Annotated in this window: 20 protein-coding genes; 9 read left to right on the forward strand and 11 right to left on the reverse strand. The window is 59.5% G+C overall.

What is annotated here, in order from left to right; all coding sequences use genetic code 11:
* Nucleotides 1–46: 46 nt before the first annotated feature.
* Nucleotides 47–802: a methyltransferase domain-containing protein gene (locus ACZ5C3_RS27510; protein ID WP_464034249.1), complete on the reverse strand. Its 756-nt coding sequence runs from the start codon at nucleotides 800–802 to the stop codon at nucleotides 47–49.
* Nucleotides 803–941: 139 nt separating this feature from the next.
* Here ACZ5C3_RS27510 and gloB point away from each other — a divergent pair, with 139 nt between their 5' ends.
* Together gloB and ACZ5C3_RS27520 are read left to right on the forward strand one after the other, a co-directional pair.
* Nucleotides 942–1,709 (forward strand): hydroxyacylglutathione hydrolase, encoded by a 768-nt coding sequence (gene gloB / locus ACZ5C3_RS27515; protein ID WP_464034250.1) that lies wholly within the window; start codon nucleotides 942–944, stop codon nucleotides 1,707–1,709.
* A complete protein-coding gene (locus tag ACZ5C3_RS27520) occupies nucleotides 1,709–2,146 on the forward strand; it encodes a cupin domain-containing protein (RefSeq protein ID WP_464038449.1) in 438 nt (145 codons plus the stop codon). The genes gloB and ACZ5C3_RS27520 overlap by 1 nt, the downstream gene beginning before the upstream one ends.
* Here the strand turns inward: ACZ5C3_RS27520 and yddG are convergent.
* Both yddG and phbB read right to left on the reverse strand, forming a co-directional pair.
* On the reverse strand, nucleotides 2,143–3,018 hold the full coding sequence (yddG, locus tag ACZ5C3_RS27525; RefSeq protein ID WP_464034251.1) for an aromatic amino acid exporter YddG: 876 nt from the start codon (nucleotides 3,016–3,018) through the stop codon (nucleotides 2,143–2,145). The two genes, ACZ5C3_RS27520 and yddG, sit on opposite strands and share 4 nt — an antisense overlap.
* A gap of 52 nt (nucleotides 3,019–3,070) precedes the next feature.
* Complete coding sequence (gene phbB / locus ACZ5C3_RS27530) at nucleotides 3,071–3,796, reverse strand: acetoacetyl-CoA reductase (protein WP_464034252.1); 726 nt, start codon at nucleotides 3,794–3,796, stop codon at nucleotides 3,071–3,073.
* 1 nt (nucleotide 3,797) lies between these two features.
* Here phbB and ACZ5C3_RS27535 point away from each other — a divergent pair, with 1 nt between their 5' ends.
* Nucleotides 3,798–4,028 carry a hypothetical protein gene (locus tag ACZ5C3_RS27535; protein ID WP_464034253.1) on the forward strand — a complete coding sequence of 77 codons (231 nt, stop codon included), beginning with the start codon at nucleotides 3,798–3,800 and terminating at the stop codon, nucleotides 4,026–4,028.
* Between the two features lie 37 nt (nucleotides 4,029–4,065).
* Here ACZ5C3_RS27535 and ACZ5C3_RS27540 read toward each other — a convergent pair whose 3' ends face one another.
* Nucleotides 4,066–5,241 (reverse strand): acetyl-CoA C-acetyltransferase, encoded by a 1,176-nt coding sequence (locus tag ACZ5C3_RS27540; protein WP_464034254.1) that lies wholly within the window; start codon nucleotides 5,239–5,241, stop codon nucleotides 4,066–4,068.
* A 280-nt stretch (nucleotides 5,242–5,521) separates the two neighbouring features.
* Between ACZ5C3_RS27540 and phaR the strand changes: the two genes are divergently transcribed.
* Nucleotides 5,522–6,127: a polyhydroxyalkanoate synthesis repressor PhaR gene (phaR, locus tag ACZ5C3_RS27545; protein WP_464034255.1), complete on the forward strand. Its 606-nt coding sequence runs from the start codon at nucleotides 5,522–5,524 to the stop codon at nucleotides 6,125–6,127.
* Between the two features lie 43 nt (nucleotides 6,128–6,170).
* On the opposite strand, the gene ACZ5C3_RS27550 is transcribed toward phaR, so the two are convergent.
* The gene (locus tag ACZ5C3_RS27550) at nucleotides 6,171–7,865 is read right to left on the reverse strand and encodes a putative bifunctional diguanylate cyclase/phosphodiesterase (RefSeq protein ID WP_464044805.1); all 1,695 of its coding nucleotides are present in this window, start codon (nucleotides 7,863–7,865) and stop codon (nucleotides 6,171–6,173) included.
* 265 nt (nucleotides 7,866–8,130) lie between these two features.
* On the opposite strand from ACZ5C3_RS27550, the gene ACZ5C3_RS27555 reads away from it, so the two are divergent.
* The gene (locus ACZ5C3_RS27555; RefSeq protein ID WP_464034256.1) at nucleotides 8,131–8,445 is read left to right on the forward strand and encodes a hypothetical protein; all 315 of its coding nucleotides are present in this window, start codon (nucleotides 8,131–8,133) and stop codon (nucleotides 8,443–8,445) included.
* Between the two features lie 27 nt (nucleotides 8,446–8,472).
* Here ACZ5C3_RS27555 and ACZ5C3_RS27560 read toward each other — a convergent pair whose 3' ends face one another.
* The 3 genes from ACZ5C3_RS27560 to mtgA form a co-directional block, all read right to left on the reverse strand.
* Entirely contained in the window at nucleotides 8,473–9,252 is a 780-nt protein-coding gene (locus tag ACZ5C3_RS27560; RefSeq protein ID WP_464034257.1) for a hypothetical protein, read from the reverse strand.
* A 142-nt stretch (nucleotides 9,253–9,394) separates the two neighbouring features.
* On the reverse strand, nucleotides 9,395–9,580 hold the full coding sequence (gene rpmF, locus ACZ5C3_RS27565) for a 50S ribosomal protein L32 (RefSeq protein ID WP_424628576.1): 186 nt from the start codon (nucleotides 9,578–9,580) through the stop codon (nucleotides 9,395–9,397).
* Between the two features lie 141 nt (nucleotides 9,581–9,721).
* Nucleotides 9,722–10,396 (reverse strand): monofunctional biosynthetic peptidoglycan transglycosylase, encoded by a 675-nt coding sequence (mtgA, locus tag ACZ5C3_RS27570; RefSeq protein WP_464034258.1) that lies wholly within the window; start codon nucleotides 10,394–10,396, stop codon nucleotides 9,722–9,724.
* Between the two features lie 151 nt (nucleotides 10,397–10,547).
* On the opposite strand from mtgA, the gene ACZ5C3_RS27575 reads away from it, so the two are divergent.
* Genes ACZ5C3_RS27575 through ACZ5C3_RS27585 form a run of 3 tightly spaced genes read left to right on the forward strand, consistent with a single transcriptional unit; the run spans nucleotide 10,548 to nucleotide 13,791 of the window.
* Nucleotides 10,548–11,474 (forward strand): polyprenyl synthetase family protein, encoded by a 927-nt coding sequence (locus tag ACZ5C3_RS27575; protein ID WP_464034259.1) that lies wholly within the window; start codon nucleotides 10,548–10,550, stop codon nucleotides 11,472–11,474.
* Between the two features lie 21 nt (nucleotides 11,475–11,495).
* Nucleotides 11,496–12,173 carry a DUF1345 domain-containing protein gene (locus ACZ5C3_RS27580; RefSeq protein ID WP_464034260.1) on the forward strand — a complete coding sequence of 226 codons (678 nt, stop codon included), beginning with the start codon at nucleotides 11,496–11,498 and terminating at the stop codon, nucleotides 12,171–12,173.
* A 13-nt stretch (nucleotides 12,174–12,186) separates the two neighbouring features.
* Nucleotides 12,187–13,791: a Na+/H+ antiporter gene (locus tag ACZ5C3_RS27585; protein WP_464034261.1), complete on the forward strand. Its 1,605-nt coding sequence runs from the start codon at nucleotides 12,187–12,189 to the stop codon at nucleotides 13,789–13,791.
* 69 nt (nucleotides 13,792–13,860) lie between these two features.
* Here ACZ5C3_RS27585 and ispG read toward each other — a convergent pair whose 3' ends face one another.
* The 3 genes from ispG to ACZ5C3_RS27600 form a co-directional block, all read right to left on the reverse strand.
* Entirely contained in the window at nucleotides 13,861–15,150 is a 1,290-nt protein-coding gene (ispG, locus tag ACZ5C3_RS27590; protein ID WP_464044401.1) for a flavodoxin-dependent (E)-4-hydroxy-3-methylbut-2-enyl-diphosphate synthase, read from the reverse strand.
* 193 nt (nucleotides 15,151–15,343) lie between these two features.
* Nucleotides 15,344–16,282, reverse strand: a complete 939-nt coding sequence (locus ACZ5C3_RS27595; RefSeq protein WP_464044402.1) for a DMT family transporter — start codon at nucleotides 16,280–16,282, stop codon at nucleotides 15,344–15,346.
* A 38-nt stretch (nucleotides 16,283–16,320) separates the two neighbouring features.
* A complete protein-coding gene (locus ACZ5C3_RS27600) occupies nucleotides 16,321–16,812 on the reverse strand; it encodes a Fur family transcriptional regulator (protein ID WP_464034262.1) in 492 nt (163 codons plus the stop codon).
* A 182-nt stretch (nucleotides 16,813–16,994) separates the two neighbouring features.
* Here ACZ5C3_RS27600 and ACZ5C3_RS27605 point away from each other — a divergent pair, with 182 nt between their 5' ends.
* Entirely contained in the window at nucleotides 16,995–18,101 is a 1,107-nt protein-coding gene (locus ACZ5C3_RS27605; RefSeq protein WP_464034263.1) for a patatin-like phospholipase family protein, read from the forward strand.
* Nucleotides 18,102–18,214: the final 113 nt, after the last annotated feature.

Genomic DNA, 18,214 nt, shown 5'->3' on the forward strand with positions numbered 1-18,214 from the left:
GATTGAGCCAGAATCGAAGCTCTTTTTTGTTTCGCTCGAAAACCCTCTAACCGGTGGCAGGTGTGTCGTCCCGTCGGGTCGGGGTTGGAACGAGCACCGGCGGCATCGACGGAATAAGCCGCGTCCGCTCGCGGCGCGCAGGAATAGCGCGATAGACTTGCTTCGATGCCTCCACGATGTGCACGCCTGCAAACGGCGAAGACACAGCGGCACTCATGCGCTCCCACGCCATCGCCGAGCGCAAGATCCAGCCGCCTTCGATCGGCGGCATGAACAGCGCTTCGCCCCACGCCGTCGGCGTGAACCAGGTTTGCCGCAGCAGATGTGTGATCTGGGAGCGCGAATAAGGACGGCCGTGACCGAACGGCGTATTGTCGGTTCGCGCCCAGACGCCGCGGCGATTAGGGATGACTGCCATCATGCGCCCTGACGGCGCGAGCACACGCCAGACCTCGCGCAGCACCCCTTCCGGATCGTCCGATATTTCCAGCGCGTGAACCAACAGGATGCGGTCAATCGCAGCGTCTGCCAACGGCAACGAGAACTCACTGACAAGCGTCGACAGCGTCGGGCGCGCGGTCGGCCACTTCATAACGCCCTGGGCCGCCGGCATGAGCGCGATACAACGCTCCGCGTCCTCGCGGAACAGGCCAAGATAGGGTGTCGGGTAACCTATCCCCGCGACACGCATCCCGTCTGCATGCGGCCAAAGCTTTTGGATGCCGCGACTGATCACCCGCCGCGCCACGGTGCCCAGGCGCTGCGAATAGAAGTTGCGAAGATCGATCACGTCGATTGTCATGATTTGAACCTAACATGACCCACCGGGGCATGCAGCGGGCTCCGGGCCCTGCTAGCGGTAGATTGCTGCTGGCGTTAACGCATTCACTCGGTGCGGCCGCCGTGTTAGCGTGCCCGTAATCCTGATGAACGGAGACGTTATGACTGCCGAGATCCGACTTTTCCCCTGCCTGTCCGATAATTTCGGCTATTTGATTCACGACCCGGCGACAAAGGCGACCGCCTCCATCGACGCGCCGGAAGCAGGCCCGATCATCAAGGCGTTGCAGCGTGAAGGTTGGACGCTGACCGACATTCTTGTCACGCATCATCATGCCGACCATGTTGGCGGCATCGCCGAACTCAAAGCCAAATACGATTGCCGCGTCATCGCGCCACATGACAAGGGAGCAGCCATTCCCCTCGTCGACGAACGCGTAAAGGAAGGCTCCACTGTCAAGGTCGGTAATCTGACAGCACGAGTGCTGGAGACACCCGGTCATACCCTCGATCACATCAGCTACGTGTTCGACGCCGACCGCGCACTGTTCTGCGCCGATACGCTGTTCTCGATCGGCTGCGGCCGCGTCTTCGAGGGCACCTATCCGATGATGTGGGATTCGCTTTTGAAGCTTCGCGCACTACCCAATGACATGAGAGTCTATTGCGGACACGAATACACGGCCTCGAACGTCAAATTCGCACTCACCATTGAACCGAACAATCCCGCACTGAAGACTCGCGCCGAGGAAGTCACACGCCAGCGCGCGGCGAATCAACCGACAATCCCAACGCTGATCCGTGACGAGAAGGAAGCCAACGTGTTCCTGCGCGCCGACGTACCGAGCGTCGCTGCGGCTGTCGGCCTGGCGGGGAAAACGCCCGCCGAAGTGTTCGGCGAACTGCGAGAACGCAAGAACAAGGCATGATGTCAAAGCAATCGTCCCTTACTGCGGCCGAGGTCATTGCACGCCTCGACCTTAAACCTCATCCAGAGGGAGGGCATTTTCGCGAAACATTTCGCGATCCTGCCAACGACAGCAATGGTCGCTCGGCATCCACCGCGATCTACTTTTTGCTGGCGCGTGGTGAAAGGTCGCACTGGCATCGCGTCGATGCGGCTGAGGTCTGGCACCATTACGCGGGCAGCGCGCTGACACTGCACATCGCCGATGATACCGGCAAACGTGCGGTTCAACTGGGACAAGACTTGTCCGATGGTGAGCTGCCACAAGCCGTCGTGCCGGCACATGCATGGCAAGCTGCGGAAACAACGGATGATTGGACGCTGGTCGGTTGTACAGTTGCGCCAGGCTTCGATTTTGCAAAGTTCGAACTTGCGCCGCCGGACTGGAGTCCCAGCTAACGCTTCTTGCCGAACACCATATCTTTTGCAGCGATCAGTCCGCCGCCTGCGATCAGGGCAGCGGCGATCGCGAGTGTTGTTGTCGGCTTTGCAAAGCCGGCGACGATGAGAAACGTCGTCGAGAGCAAAGGTGTGGCGTATGATGCCGCCCCAAGCACGCGGATGTCGCCGCGCTTCATGCCGATGTCCCATACAAAGAATGCAATTCCGACAGGCCCCACACCAAGGGCAAGGATGGCGAGCCATTGGCCCAATGTCTCAGGCCACACGGTGACTTCCAGCAAGACGTGCATCCCTGTGGCGAGAACGGCGGTCACAAGACAAAATCCTGCGACCGCATCGGTCGGCACCGCCGCGAGCTTTCGCGACATCACGGAATAGCCGGCCCAGACAAAGGCGGCGATGAAAGCCGCGACGAAGCCGGGGATGTAGCTTGCGTTGAATTCGGATCCGCTATTGCCGGCGAATAGAAGAACGGTGCCTGCGAAACCGAAGACAGCGCCGACGATATGGTGCGGCGCCAGCCGCTCACCCGGCAGCGACGACGACAGCAGCACGATCAGAAGCGGCCACAGGTAGTTCAGCAGGCCGGCTTCAGCGGGCGGCGCCAATCGAAGGGCAAGAAAATACAATGCGTGGTAGCCGAATAATCCCCCTACGCCGACGGCCCACACCAATGCAGGCTGACGCAAAGCGGCGACGGCCCCCGGGCGCCACAGCCACGTCAATGGACCAATGCAGGCGCCGATCGCGAATGTCATCGCCAACAATTGGAACGGCGGGACGCGGCCGGTTGCCACGGTCAATGCCGCAAGCAACGACCACATGACAATGGCGGCCAAGCCAACGAGGGTCGCGGTGGAAGACGTCATCGCGAATCAGTGCCACGCGGATCGCGACGACGCCACTAGAATAACCGGACTTTCAGTGCAGATATTGACCGCCGTTGATGGTCATGGTCGAGCCGGTGATGAAGCCTGAGTCATCGGAAGCCAGGAACACCACCGAACGCGCAATTTCCTCCGGCTCGCCGAGTCGATTGGCGGGGATCTGCGGAATCACATTCTTTTCCAGCACATCCTTCGGCACAGCCTGCACCATCTCGGTATTGATGTAGCCAGGGCAAATCGCGTTGACCGTGATGCCGCCACGCGCATTCTCCAGTGCCAAAGCCTTGGTGAATCCAATGTCGCCGGCCTTCGACGCCGAATAGTTCACCTGACCGAACTGGCCCTTTTGGCCGTTGATGGATGAGATGTTGATGATGCGTCCGAACTTGCGGGTGCGCATGCCCTCGATCACCTGCCGTGTCACGTTGAACAGCGAACCGAGATTGGTGTTCACGACGGCATTCCACTGATCGAGCGACATCTTGTGGAAGGGGACGTCGCGGGTGATGCCGGCATTGTTGACCAGCACCTCGATGGGTCCGATTTCGGACTCAACTTTCTTGATCCCTTCTGCGCACGCGTCAAAAGAACTGACATCCCATTTATAAACGGGGATGCCGGTTTCCGCCTTGAACTTCGCAGCGGCTTCATCGTTGCCGGCATAATTTGCCGCAACCGTATAACCAGCAGCCTTCAGAGCTTTGCTGATCGCCGCCCCAATGCCGCGCGTTCCGCCCGTCACCAATGCCACGCGTGCCATCTTGAATGTCTCCTCAGGAAAAATTTCCGACGTTCTTATGGAAGGAAAGTATTTCGGCCATTTGAAGGGACGGCAAGAAAAAATGCCCGGCAAATTGCCGGGCATTGTGATTTTGTATTGTGCAGTGCGCTGGCGTTACAAAGCCATCATCATTCGACGTTGGCTTAAAGCGTTTTCGAGCGAAGTGGCTACCGGTTCGCGTGAAGAAAACGCGTCAAAACATGAATCTTGAGCTTCGGTTCTGATTGAACCGAAGCTCTAGAACGATTTTAGCGCTCAACACACATTGCGATGCCCATACCGCCGCCGATGCACAGCGTGGCGAGAGCCTTCTTCGCATCGCGCTTCTGCATTTCGTGCAGCAGCGTCACCAGTACACGCGCACCGGATGCGCCGATCGGGTGACCGATGGCAATCGCACCACCGTTGACGTTGACCTTGGACGTATCCCAGCCGAGGTCTTTGTTGACCGCACATGCCTGCGCCGCAAAAGCTTCATTGGCCTCGATCAGATCGAGGTCATCCGCTTTCCAGCCTGCCTTCTTCAACGCGGCACGCGAAGCTGGGATCGGTCCCGTGCCCATGATTGACGGATCAACACCAGCCTGTCCCCATGAGACAATGCGGGCGAGCGGGGTCTTGCCTTCCTTGGCAGCCTGCTTGGCGCTCATCAGCACCAGGGCGGCAGCGCCGTCGTTGATGCCGGACGCGTTGCCTGCGGTGACCGAACCATCCTTTTCGAAAGCCGCTTTCAGCTTGCCCATCGCATCCATGGAGGCGCCATGGCGCGGATATTCATCGGAATCAACAACAATATCGCCCTTCCGGCTCTTGATGATGACCGGTACGATCTCATCCTTGAACTTGCCAGCCTTCTGCGCGGCCTCGGCCTTGTTCTGCGAACCGACAGCGAACTCATCCTGCTGCTGGCGCGTGATCTGATACTGCTTCGCCACGTTCTCGGCAGTGTTGCCCATGTGATAGCCGTTGAAAGCGTCCCACAGGCCGTCCTTGATCATGGTATCGACAAGCTCGAGCGAGCCCATCTTCACGCCGCCGCGCAGGTATTGCGCATGCGGCGCCATGCTCATGGATTCCTGACCGCCAGCAACCACGATCTCGGAATCGCCGTTGCTGATGGCCTGATAGCCCAGCGCGACGGCGCGCAGGCCCGATCCGCACAGCATGTTGACGCCCCAGGCGGGGCTGGCCACCGGGACGCCGGCGCCGATCGACGCCTGCCGCGCCGGGTTCTGCCCCTGCGCCGCGGTCAAAATCTGGCCCATAATGACTTCGGTGATACGGTCCGGCTCAACGCCGGCACGCTCCAGGGCGGCCTTGATGGCGACAGCGCCAAGGTCATGGGCGGGGGTGTTAGCAAACGCACCATTGAAACTGCCAACGGCAGTGCGCGCGGCGCTGACGATGACGACATCGTCGGTCATGGACATCTCCTGAGCTTGTGGTGAGGTAACCCGCCAGGTTGGCGGGGCGGTCTCTCGCCAATATCCTCTTAATGTATGTCACGGGTGTCAATCAGCCCATCTGCGAATTGATGCATCCGACGCATGGCTGGCGGGGCCCGATCCGCGCCGCCCGGTTAACCCTCCTGCATAAAACGGTGGCAGTACCCATCTGAAAGTGCTTAGTTTATTGCATCGCATTGTTTGCACTGCCCTCGGCGATGTCCGGCGGTTCCATCCCTCGATAGGTATGTGTGAGTCCATGGCAAAATCTGATCAGCCAATTACCATCAAAAAGTACGCTAACCGGCGTCTCTACAACACCGGAACCAGCACTTACGTGACGCTTGAAGACCTCGCGGCCATGGTGAAGGAAGGCGAAGACTTTCTCGTCTACGATGCAAAGACCGGCGACGACATCACACGCTCAGTTCTGGCGCAGATTATTTTCGAGCAAGAAAACAAGGCCGGCCAGAATCTGCTGCCGACCACCTTCCTGCGTCAGCTCATTCGCTTCTATGGCGACAGCATGCAGATGGTGGTTCCCAAATATCTCGAGCAGTCGATCGATACACTGACGCGCGAACAAGAAAAATTCCGCAAGCAAATGACCAATACTTTCAGCATGACGCCGTTCGCGCCGCTGGAAGAGCACGTCCGCCGCAACATGGAAATGTTCGAGCGAACATTCTCAATGTTCAAGCCGTTCGGCGCACCTTCACGCAAGGAAAGTCCGCTCGGCGATGATACGCCGCCGCCAAATGGCAGCGAGCCACCTGCCGATGATATCGACGATCTGAAGCGTCAGATGAAAGAGATGCAGGATCGCCTCGAGCGCATGGCGCGTGAGCCCGAGAACAAGGGCTGACGAGTTAGCCGTCCGTAAGAAGCTGGACTAGCAAATCATCCCATCATCGCACGGCGATGATGGGGGGAGTTGCTGGACTGCCTGCAGGGCGCGCCAGTGTCGCAAGGCCGGTCAAGCGGCCCTGGATGTAATCGCAACCCCACCCTTGCAGCAGCTTCGCCGATTCTTCGTCTTGCACCCATTCGGCGACCGTCTGGATGTTGAGACGGTGTGCAAGATCGATCAGCGTCTGGACGAAAGCCCGGTCGTCGGATGACCGCGCGATATTCTGCACGAAAGCGCCATCGACCTTCACGATATCAACGCCAAGTTTGCGCAAATTGCGGAATGAGGTGTAGCCCGCACCGAAATCATCGATCGCAATCCGGCTGCCAAGATTCTTGAGGCGGGTGACGAAGCCTCGCACATCGTCGAGATCCTGGATCGCGACCGTCTCGGTAATCTCAACGATCAGCCGTTCAGCAACCCCGGGATTCGCCCGCATCAATGACTCGATACTGGCCCACCAATCAGGATCCATCGTGGTGGCCGGCGAGATGTTGAGACTAAGCCGTGCATCCGGCGCATCCGCCAGCTCCGCGACCACAAGCTCGAGCACGCGGTGATCGACGAGCCGGATCAGACCCAGCTTCTCGGCAACCGGGACTATGTCAGGTGACAGGGAGTATTCACCGTCTTCCTGCCTCATCCGCACCAGACATTCATGGAAGGCGATTTGCCGCGACGTGGTCGTGACCACCGGCTCATAGGCCATGACGATGCGACGTTCGTTCAGCGCAGTCACGATCTCATCGGTCACACGAATGTTGACGCGGCGCTGGGCATCACGTTCCACACTCGGGCGCCATTGCATCAGAGAGCCACGACGGCGGTGCTTGGCGAGATCGAGCGCTTCCTGCGTGCGGTTCATGGCTTCTTCTGCGGTCCGCGCATGACGTGGCGCGCTGATCGCACCGATCGACGCCGTCACAGCCACCGGCCCTAACGGCGTCGGCACCACCTCGTCACGAATGCCGGCCAGAAACCGCTCGGCTGCAACGTTCATGTCGTCCACGGTGCAGTTCTTCAGGATCAGGCCGAATTTATTGCCGGAGAAGCGCCCGAGGACATCGCCCCCGCGCAACCGTGCGCGAATCCGCCGCGCGACCTCCAGAATAACCCCATCGGCGACGTCGTAGCCGAAAGCATCGTTGATCCGGGCCAGATGATCGATGCCGATCAGCATGAAAGCAAATGACGAACGAAAGCGCGCCGCCTCCTCGATCATCTCGGCTAGTGAGGCTACCAGACGCGTCCGGTTGAACTCGCCGGTCAAAGGATCGTTCTGCGAGAGTTTGAGAAGCTGTTCGTCACGCGCGCGCCGCTCATTGTTGACGCGAATGAGGCCCAGCGCACGAACGGGCCTTCCAGCGGCGTCGGCAAACCAGCATCCGGTCTCCTCGATCCACAGCAGCGGAGCCGACATGCTCGCCCGGATGCCGTATTCGATCTGATACGGTACCCCCTGGCCCACATCAGAGCCGGTCGCGTTCAACACGGCATCCGATCGGATGCCGCGCGAAGGCTCGATCAACTTTGAAAATTCGGACGCCCGCGACAACGCCTCAGCCGAAATCTCGGGCAACACGGTCGCGACATTGTCACTCCACTGCAAAGCGTCGCCGACGATGTCCCAGACAAATGTTGCATGCCCAAGAGCCGAGAGAATATCCGCAGCGCCTGCAGACCCTGACTTTATGGATTTCTGTGCGAAGGAGCCTGTCGGAGGCGCAAGAATGGTTGTCAAAGTCGCCTCATTCCGGGACAGGGCCAGCTGATTCGCTGTGTCAGGATAAAACGTTCCGTGGCGATCAGCCTAGTCCATGTTCTTGAAGAATGTGCCAACCTACGTAACGCACAATGCAAAAACGCTGATAAGCGATTGCCAACCATCTCCGGCACGGACCTTGCGATGTTTGTCTTAGCGGACGTTTCACGTCCCAAAACGAGACAGGCGGCAAATCGTGCAAATCAATCCGACGACGCAATATGGCCCATTCGAAACCAAGCGGAATGTTCAAGCGGACGCCGTCAACACCCGGGCAAGCACCGCGTTGGTTCCAGTCGAGCGGGTGCAGGAGCGCACGTCGTCGCATCGTCACGTTTCAACACGTCCGAACGCATCCTTCGTGGCTCATTTGATCGCAACAGCCGAGCAGGCGCCTCAAACACGAACTCTGCGGCGAGCCACGCCAACCGACGCACTTGCTGCTTATGGTGACGTCACGCAGCGTGCGACGACCGTATCAAATAATGGAAAGATGTTGCGCGTCGCCTGATTGAGGCTGCAACAAAGGGCAAAGCAATCAGGGCTTGGGGGAGGCTGGCGGAACAGCTGGCTTGCTGTTCGCATCCTCGGCCGGTTCGCTTTCGTTGTCCTTGATCAGATGGGACACATTCCAGTCAGCGATCTTGCGTTCTGCAGCAGTGCTCTCGGGCGTTCGGACAGTTGCCAGTGACGGCGCCGGCTTGGACGGCACTTCGGGCTCACGAGCAGGCTCCGGCTCTACCACCGGTGGCGTGATCGGCTTTGGCTCTTCGACCATCACATCCCGTGCAGACGGTCGATCGACAGAGACGTGATCAGGACGCGCTGGCTCGGAAGCCGGTCGCTCAACAGGTGCGGGCGCGGGAGTTGGAGCTACTGGCACGACGGGCTCGCGGCGAACTGGGGCCGCAGGAGCTGCGACTGGCGCCTCTGCGCGCGCGCGGCGCAACCTTCTGTTGCGAATTCCGATCACCAATCCGGCGAGGAATTCCACGGCGGTCAGAACGACCAACAAAAAGAACGTCGAGTTTCCGAATGGCGCCAGCAACACGAATTCCGCGGTGGCCGCACCAAACACGATTAAAGACAGAAGGTGGTCGGTGACATAGCGTCCGCGCGCCGCTTTGATGACCTCGAACATCAGCAAAAGCATGGCGAACGCCAGCAGGGCATCGGCAAAGGTCACGGTCCAGACCACGCCGGACATCAGCGTCACGCTGACGATCGGCGAGGAGAAAGCCACGCCGGGCATCAGGAAAACGAAGATGTTGTAGATCGCGAGCGGGATGAGAAGCAGCGGGAAACCGACCATGGACATCGGCAAGCTCTCTAACAGGGCCGTTGTTGGAAGCGCGCTCGTCACATGGATGTATGGCGTTCTTGAGGAGCCCGCATTAAGCGCGCTCTTCCGCTGCCAACATCAAACCGACGCCGCCTTGAAGGCGGCGCGGCCGGAAGGATCAGGCGTCCTTCTTGACCTTCAGAACCTGACGGCCCTTGTACATGCCGGTCTTCAGGTCGAGATGGTGCGGACGGCGCAATTCGCCCGAGTCCTTGTCTTCAACATAGGTCGGCTTCTTGATCGCGTCAGCCGAGCGGCGCATGCCGCGGCGTGACGGCGAGGTTTTCCTGCGTGGAACGGCCATGGGGTCGTCGTCCTTTAAATCAAGGCTCACCCGCCGAGCGGGGGCTTATCCAAAATCCGGATTGAGGTCGGGCTTATAGAGGAAGGTGCCCATGAAAGCTAGAGCATTGGGGTCCCGAAAATGCGTTAAAATGGCTCAAAATCAATGATTCCGGTCCCAGCAATTGGAGATTTCGGCCGACTGGGCTCGCACCACATAGGTTCCGGCCAGTCGGCGGACGCCGGGTCCAGGCCGGCGGGCACTGCGGGTCACCGGGTTAGGTAAAATCGAGGCCAGGGTGGCGGCTTCCAGCGGCGTCAGCGCCGACGCAGAGCGGCCAAATGCGTAGTTCGCCCCTGCTTCTGCCCCGAATTGCCCGCTCGGCCCCAATTCCGCGACGTTCAGATAGAGTTCCAGAATGCGCTTCTTGGGCAGGACAAGGTCGATCCAGAGGGCCAACGGGAATTCCAGCCCCTTGCGGATAACGCTGCGCCCCGGCCAAAGGAACAGGTTTTTGGCGACCTGCTGGGTGATGGTCGACCCGCCCCGCGTCACCTCGCCTTCCTGGGCGTCCTCAATGATCTCCTGTACCGAATTCCAGTCGATGCCATGGTGAAAGCAGAATTTGGCATCTTCCGCGGCCACCACGGAGCGCGGCAAGAAAGGGGAAATGGCGTCGATATCGATCCATTTTCGCGTCATCGGCTCACCCGTCAGGGACCGGATGATCATCAACGTCGAAATCGGGTGGCCCGTGCTGTAAAGGGGCGTCAGGACATAGGGCAGCAGCAATAATCCTAGCGCAATTAGGATTAACGCACGGATCACGCGTCGCATTCTGCCCTGCCCTCGATCATCCGGTTCAATGTAGCTATCAGAAACGGGCAATCCCGCGAAATTCTCGTTCGAGACCAGCCCTCTGCGGAATTGACGCGGACGATGCCATGATCGATTGTCCGGCCGAAATTGCGCCCTCCTGGAGTTATTGATGACCACCGGCACGTCCCCACAAGAGTTTGCGAAACGTCTCGACGCCACGGCGGCGGACACCGAAGCGCTGCTGACGCGCCTCCTGTCCGATACACCGCTTGCGGGCGAGATCGTCCGGCCGCAGCGGCTGATGGAGTCGATGCGCTATTCGAGCCTCAACGGCGGCAAGCGCCTGCGTCCGTTCCTGGCGGTGGAGAGCGCCGCGGTGTTCGGAGTGCCCCGCGAATCCGCCCTCATGGCCGGCGCCGCTCTGGAATGCATTCACTGCTACTCGCTGATCCATGACGACCTGCCGTCCATGGACAACAGCGACCTGCGCCGCGGACGGCCGACCGCGCACAAGCAATTCGACGATGCCACTGCGATTCTTGCCGGCGACGCCTTGTTGACGCTGGCCTTCGACGTCATCACCCGCGACGAAGTCCATCGCGACGCCGGCGTGCGTCTTGCGCTGACACGCGCACTGGCACGCGCAGCAGGTGTTGGCGGCATGGTTGGCGGCCAGATCATGGATCTCGCCGGTGAAGGCCGCTTTGGCGACCGCGAGCCGCCCGATGTCGCCAAGCTCCAGCAGATGAAGACGGGAGCGTTGCTGAAGTATGGTTGCATCGCGGGCGCGCTGCTCGGCGAGGCCACCAAGGAACAATACGACGCGCTCGACGCTTATGGTCACGCGTTCGGAGAGGCATTTCAGATTGCGGACGATTTGCTTGACGTCGAAGGCGATGCCGCAGCGCTGGGCAAACCTGCAGGACAGGATGCGGCCGCGGGCAAGACCACCTTCGTTACACTGCTCGGCATTGATGGCGCCAAGGCGCGTCTGCGCGATCTCTTGAAGAATGCAGATGCCGCGCTTGCGCCTTTTGGAGCGAAGGGGGACGTTCTTCGAGCAGCTTCCCGCTTTGTCGCGGAGCGACAGAACTAAACGACGGAACGAAGCCTTGGCATGACGGACAAGCAAACGGACGATCCCTATCTTCATCGTCTCAAGGGCATGCCGAGGCCAGTCCGCATCATCTACGCGCGGCCACGTTTATTCATTTCACTCGCGATCGGGTTGGTGGTGCTGTTTGTGCTGCCGGCCTATTTCAGACTCGCGACACGTCTCCTCATTGCGTGGGACACCTCGACCGCGCTCTATATCGTCCTCGCGTTCGCGCTGTTTCTGTCCTGCGATAACAGCCGCATGAAACGGCTCGCCAGCGTTCAGGATGACGGCCGCTTCCTGATCCTTATTCTTACGGCGGCCGCCGCCCTTGCGAGCATTGCCGCTATCGTGCTGGAGCTTGGCGTCAAACCCCAACGCCCACCGCAGCTCATCCTGGCGGTCGTGACGATCGTGCTGTCGTGGGCCATGATCCATTCGACATTCGCACTTCACTATGCGCACGAATATTATCGCGGCGCCAAGGGCGCCGGTCTCGCGTTTCCGGGCGATGACAAACCCGATTACTGGGATTTTGTGTACTTCTCATTCGTCATCGGCATGACCGCTCAGGTGTCAGACGTCGGCATCACCGACAAGACGATCCGGCGCACAGCGACCGCGCATGGCGTGGTGTCTTTCATTTTCAACACAGCTCTCGTGGCCCTGATAGTTAATATCGCGGCAAGCGCGATCTAAAGCGGGGCCGCGCATGGCAACGACATTTCAAATTTTTCTGCTTCTGCTGACGGTATTCGCCGGAACCGCTGCCGTTGCGAAAAAATTCAATCTGGCGCCGGCCATCCTGCTGATGGTCGTCGGCATCACATTGGCGTTCATGCCCGGGTTGCCGAAAGTCGTGCTCGAACCCGAAGTCGTCATGCAGATTCTTTTGCCGCCGCTGATCTATTCCGCCGGCGTCTCGATGAGCTGGCGCGAATTCAAGTACAATCTTCGGCCGATCGTGACGCTGGCCATCGGATCCGTGATCTTCACAACATGCGCTGTCGCCGCGGCAACCCACTACATGCTGGGACTGCCGTTAAGCGTTGGCTTTGTGCTCGGCGCCATCGTATCGCCGCCGGACGTCGTCGCTCCGCTGGCGATCGCACGCCGACTGGGACTGCCGCGCCGAATCCTTGTGATCCTTGAAGGCGAAGGACTGGCCAACGACGCCACCGCGCTCATCCTTTATCGCTTTGCAATCGTCGCCATCGGTACGAGTGCATTCTCAACCGTCAAGGCGACGGAAACGTTTTTTGCCATCGTCATATGCGAGGTGCTTTTCGGCATTGCCGTGGGATGGCTCAGCCTGCGCCTGCGGCAATGGGCGCATGAGCCGCGCATCGAAATCACGCTGTCCCTGCTGACACCCTATCTCGCGTTCTGGGTCCCCGAACATCTCGGCGGCTCCGGCGTGCTCGCAACGGTCGCCTGCGGCCTCTATGTCAGTTGGAATGGTCCATTGCTGATTTCCTCGGCCACGCGTCTGCAAGGCATCTTCTTCTGGGATCTCGTCATCTGGCTGATCGAGGGCATTCTGTTTCTGCTGATCGGATTCCAGATGCGGCTGTTGGTAGAGAAATCCAACGCGCTGCCGCTCGGCGAAGTCCTGACTGCTATTGCTGTTGTCTCAGCGATCGTCATTGTGGCGCGTTTCGTCTGGATGTTCCCGGCCAGCTATCTTCCGCGCTGGCTGAGCAAGCGCCTTAGGGAACGAGACCCCGCCCGATGGCGCTACATTTTCATCATCTCCTTTACCGGAATTCGAGGCGTCGTCTCGCTGGCGGCGGCGCTCGCGATTCCCTTGACGTTGCCGGACGGCCAGAACTTCCCGCACCGCGACCTGATCCTGTTCGTCGCCTTCGGCGTAATTTTCGTCACGCTTGTCGGCATCGGCCTGACTTTGCCGATGGTGGTGAAGGCCCTCAATCTCGCACATCACGGCCGCGCCGAAGCAATCCACGAACGGGAATCCGAGATCACGGCGCGACGCGAAATCCTGCATGCCGCACGGAATTCGCTGAAGGAGATTATCGAGGAACGTAATCTGCCGGAGAGCCTCGCCAGGTTCCTGCAATCACGGCATGAGATGCGCATGCAGGCGCTTCCCGATCCTCCCAGCGAAGCTGGCCAAATCACGCCTGTAACACGAGGCGCAACCCTGGTGCGCGAGATGATCTCGATCGAGCGCAAGCTGCTGCATCAACTGCTGCGTGACGGCAAGATCACCGACGAAGTACGCCGCCGCATCGAACGCGACCTCGACCTCGAAGAGGCCGTTGTCGACAATCGCGAGAAATCGACGCCGCTCTGATGGCACTAACAAAAACGCGGCGCCTAGTGACCACTAGGCACCGCGTTTTTCAGACCGAATGATTGATACTTATTCCGCTGCAGTCACGGCGGTCGCTGACACTGCGCCCTTCCCATAACGCTGATCGATATAATCGATCACCAGCGCCTTGAAGTCGGCCGCGATGGTCGGGCCGCGCAGCGTGCGGAATTTCTGACCGTCCACGAAGACCGGCGCAGCCGGCGTTTCACCCGTGCCAGGCAGCGAGATGCCGATGTTGGCGTGCTTGGATTCACCGGGGCCGTTGACGATGCAGCCCATCACCGCGACGTTCAGTTCCTCGACACCGGGATAACGCGTCTTCCAGCTCGGCATTTCATCGCGGATGAAAGCCTGAATGTCGCGCGCCAGTTCCTGGAACACCGTCGACGTTGTCCGACCGCAGCCGGGGCACGCAGCGACCAGCGGCACGAAGGTGCGGAAGCCCATGGTCTGGAGAATTTCCTGGCCGACTTTTACCTCGAGGGTGCGATCGCCACCTGGCTCAGGAGTGAGCGAAACACGGATGGTATCGCCGATGCCATCCTGCAGCAGAATGCCGAGCGCCGCCGACGACGCGACAATGCCCTTCGAGCCCATGCCGGCTTCGGTCAAGCCAAGATGAATTGCGTAATCGGACCGTGCAGCGAGCTCGCGATACACCGCGATCAGATCCTGGACGTTCGACACCTTGGCCGACAGAATCATCTTGTTCTTCGGAAGGCCGATTTCCTCGGCGCGCACCGCAGAGAGCAGTGCAGACTGCACCATGGCCTCACGCGTCACTGCGCGGGCGTCGATGGGATTGGGTGACTTGGCGTTCTCTTCCATCAGTCGCGTCAGCAATTCCTGATCGAGCGAACCCCAGTTCGCGCCGATACGAATGGCTTTGTTGTTCTTGATCGCGATTTCGACAATGTCGGTGAACTGGGTGTCGCGCTTATTCTTGAATCCGACATTTCCGGGATTGATGCGGTACTTCGCCAGAGCGGCGGCGCAATCCGGATAATCGGCGAGCAACTTGTGGCCGATATAGTGGAAGTCACCGATCAGCGGCACGTCAACGCCGAGCTTGTCGAGCTTCTCGCGGATGTGAGGAACCGCAGCAGCGGCCTCATCGCGATCCACCGTGATGCGGACCATTTCCGACCCGGCGCGCGCGAGCGCTGCAACCTGGGTCACCGTGCTGTCCACGTCAGCGGTGTCGGTGTTCGTCATCGACTGCACGACGATGGGCGCACCCCCACCGACTTTGACATTGCCGACTGTTACCTGAACCGTTTGATGGCGCCCGTTGGGGCCTGCCTCGATGGTCTTGGTCCGTTCTTTCAAATCGCTCACTTCAGGGTCCCTTTTTGGGGCTCAAATATCTGGTTCGGTCACGGGGAGCAGCGGGTCACTAGTACCCGCTTTCCGAAGTTCGTGCACGTCGCTGCACCCGCTTTGCGAACTTCGGAAAGCAAAAGGGTACTAGGAACTCATAGTTCTAGTACCGCTTTCGATTTGAAGTCCCTGAACGAGGCCGCCGCAACTGTTACAGGGACTTCAAATCGGCGGTACTAGCCGCTTCATGCGGGCGATTTACCAGATATAGGCCCGCCATGACCAGAAGGGCAGCCCCCGCAAAGGCTAATGTGAGGGTGTCATGCATAACGAAATACCCCCCAACCACGCCAAACAGGGGGGTCATGAAGGTAAATGACGACAATTTGCTCGCAGAATAGGTCTTTATCAGGAAAAACCAGATCAGGAACGTGATCCCGACCACCCAGAAGGTCTGGTAAGCCATCGACGCCAGGGCGATGGTTCCCGGGATGTGGGTGATCTTTTCGCCCGACAGCAGTGCGCCCAGAGCCAAAATCGGGATCGAGACCGCAACCTGATAGGCGAGCGACTTTTCCGCTGGCGCCCGGATCAGCGACGTCCCTTTGGCTGTCAGGGTCGTCGCCGCCCAAAGCACACCCCCACCCATCACCATAATGTCACCCATAATGACGGTGGCATCAACCGAGGCTTGGGGCACGCCGATTGCCACCGCGACGCCGGCGAACGACAGCGCCAATCCGCTCCACTGCAGGGGACTCAAATGTTCGCCGAGAAAGCGGCGGGAGCCCAGCGCCACCACAAACGGGGCCACATAGAGAAACACCACGGCCCGCGATGCGCTCGTATAGACGAGCCCCTGATAGATCAAAATGAATTCCAGGCCGAAGAACAGGCCCGCGATCAAGCCGGGCCGCAGCGTGCCGTCGCGCTCGAACATCCTCACACCACGCACCCAGGCGATGAGCATGATCACGACCAGGCCGCCGATGGAGCGCAACGCTGCCTGCGTCAGCGGCGGAATGTCAGGGAGCGCAACCTTGACCGAGATCTGGTTGAAGCCCCAGCTCAGGCACAGCATCACCATCAGGGCAATCGCTGTCGCACTCAGCGGACGCGCCTTTGTCGTCGTCGATTTATTCGATGGCATGGCCCCCCGCGACAGGCTTTCCGCCTTGTTGTTCTTGATTAAGCAATTTTCTGACAATGAGCGCAGACGCCGGTGATTTCGACCACTGACAATTTCGGCGAAAACCCTGTCCCGCGCGCGGCTTCGTTGAAGCTCTGCGCCAGCGGCGTTGCCGGGATTTCACCCACGGAGCCACAGATTTCGCAAATCAGGAACGCCACCATCGTTGTCTCGTCGTGATTGTGAGCACAGGCGAGGAAAGCGTTACGGCTTTCGATCCGATGGACCAACCCGTTTTCCATTAGAAAATCGAGCGCGCGATAAACCGTAATGGGCGCAGGACGCGGCATCGTCTTTGCGAGCTCGTCGATCACTTCGTAAGCGCCGAGCGGACGATGGCTTGAAAGCAGCGCGCCCAGCACCTGCCGTCTGATCGGAGTGAATTTCTGTCCCCGGCCATTGCAGACACGCTCGGCATGCGAAATCGCATCCTCGGTGCAGCGGCCGTGGTCATGATCCGGCGCGGGAAAAACGGGTTTCGTCTGTTCCATTGTTAAACATGTAGTGCGGTTGGCGCGATTCCGCTCATATTTTTCGCGACATCATCGCAATATGAAATTTTTGCAACGCAGCAATTCCTATTGCATTGCATCACGAACTCCCAAATCATCCAGCGCCGACGAAAACGTCACCTGCTGGAACCGGCTTCCGCCATTTAGAGAGATCATCGACCATGGCGACCACGCTCAAATCCTATCTCGATAATCTTTCGCCATGGAATTTTAGCGGCGCGCGCAAAGTCAGCGCAGCCAAGAAGATCAATCTCGCACTCCAGGGCGGCGGTTCTCACGGCGCCTTTACGTGGGGCGTGCTCGATCACCTCCTCGCCGATGGCCGCCTGGAAATCACCGGAATTTCCGGCGCTTCAGCAGGCGCCGTTAATGCCGTGATGCTTGCTGATGGCCTGACGCGCGGCGGAGCGGAAGAAGCGCGCAAACGTCTCGCCGATTTCTGGCGCGCGGCAAGCACGGGCGGCGATCTGCCGCCGGTTCAGCGTGCACTGACCGACCGCTTGTTCTCGATGATGCCTTTTGCGGCGACGCCCGTGCAAAGCTGGTTCGAAACCATGGCGCGCTATTTTTCGCCCTACGAACTCAATCCGCTGAACATCAATCCGCTCAGCGACCTGATCGCGCGTTTCGTGGATTTTGAAGCGCTTCGCAGCAACACCGATCTCGCACTCTATATCTCGACGACCAATGTTCACACCGGACGCCTGCGCATCTTCGCTGGCGATAGAATCACCGCCGATGTGGTGATGGCGTCGGCGGCGCTGCCTTTCCTGTTTCGTGCTGTGGAAATCGACGGCGTCCCCTATTGGGACGGCGGCTATATGGGCAATCCGGCCATCTTCCCGTTTCTGCAGACGACGGAAGCCGAGGATGTGCTCGTCGTCCAGATCAACCCGGTCTCTCGCACCACCACGCCGCGCACATCCGCCGAGATCATCAACCGTCTCAATGAAATCACCTTCAACTCGGCGCTGATCTCGGAATTGCGCACGATGGATTTCGTCAATCAGCTGATCGACGATGGCCGGCTGCCGCGCGGGACCGGCAAGGATCAGTACCGGCGCTTGAACATCCACCGCATCGATCTCGGCGGTCTCGGTACGCGATTGGCGGCCTCCAGCAAATTGAAGACCGATTACGAGTTCTTCGAGCTTCTGCACCGGGCCGGCATCCGGGCTGCAAAGCGGTTCCTCGACACCCATTTCGACAAGATCGGCCGCACCAGCAGCATCGATCTGGCCGCAGAATCCGGCGTCGAGTGGGCCTAACCCGGCTTATCTACCTGAAATTGTGAGATTTTTCTTTTGGTATGCGTCATTCGCAGGTCTCGTATCTGGATTCGTCGCCTCGCAAATTAGTAAGCCTTGCTTATTATAGCCAA

The sequence above is a fragment of the Afipia dichlorophenoxyacetatis genome, assembly GCF_055386385.1.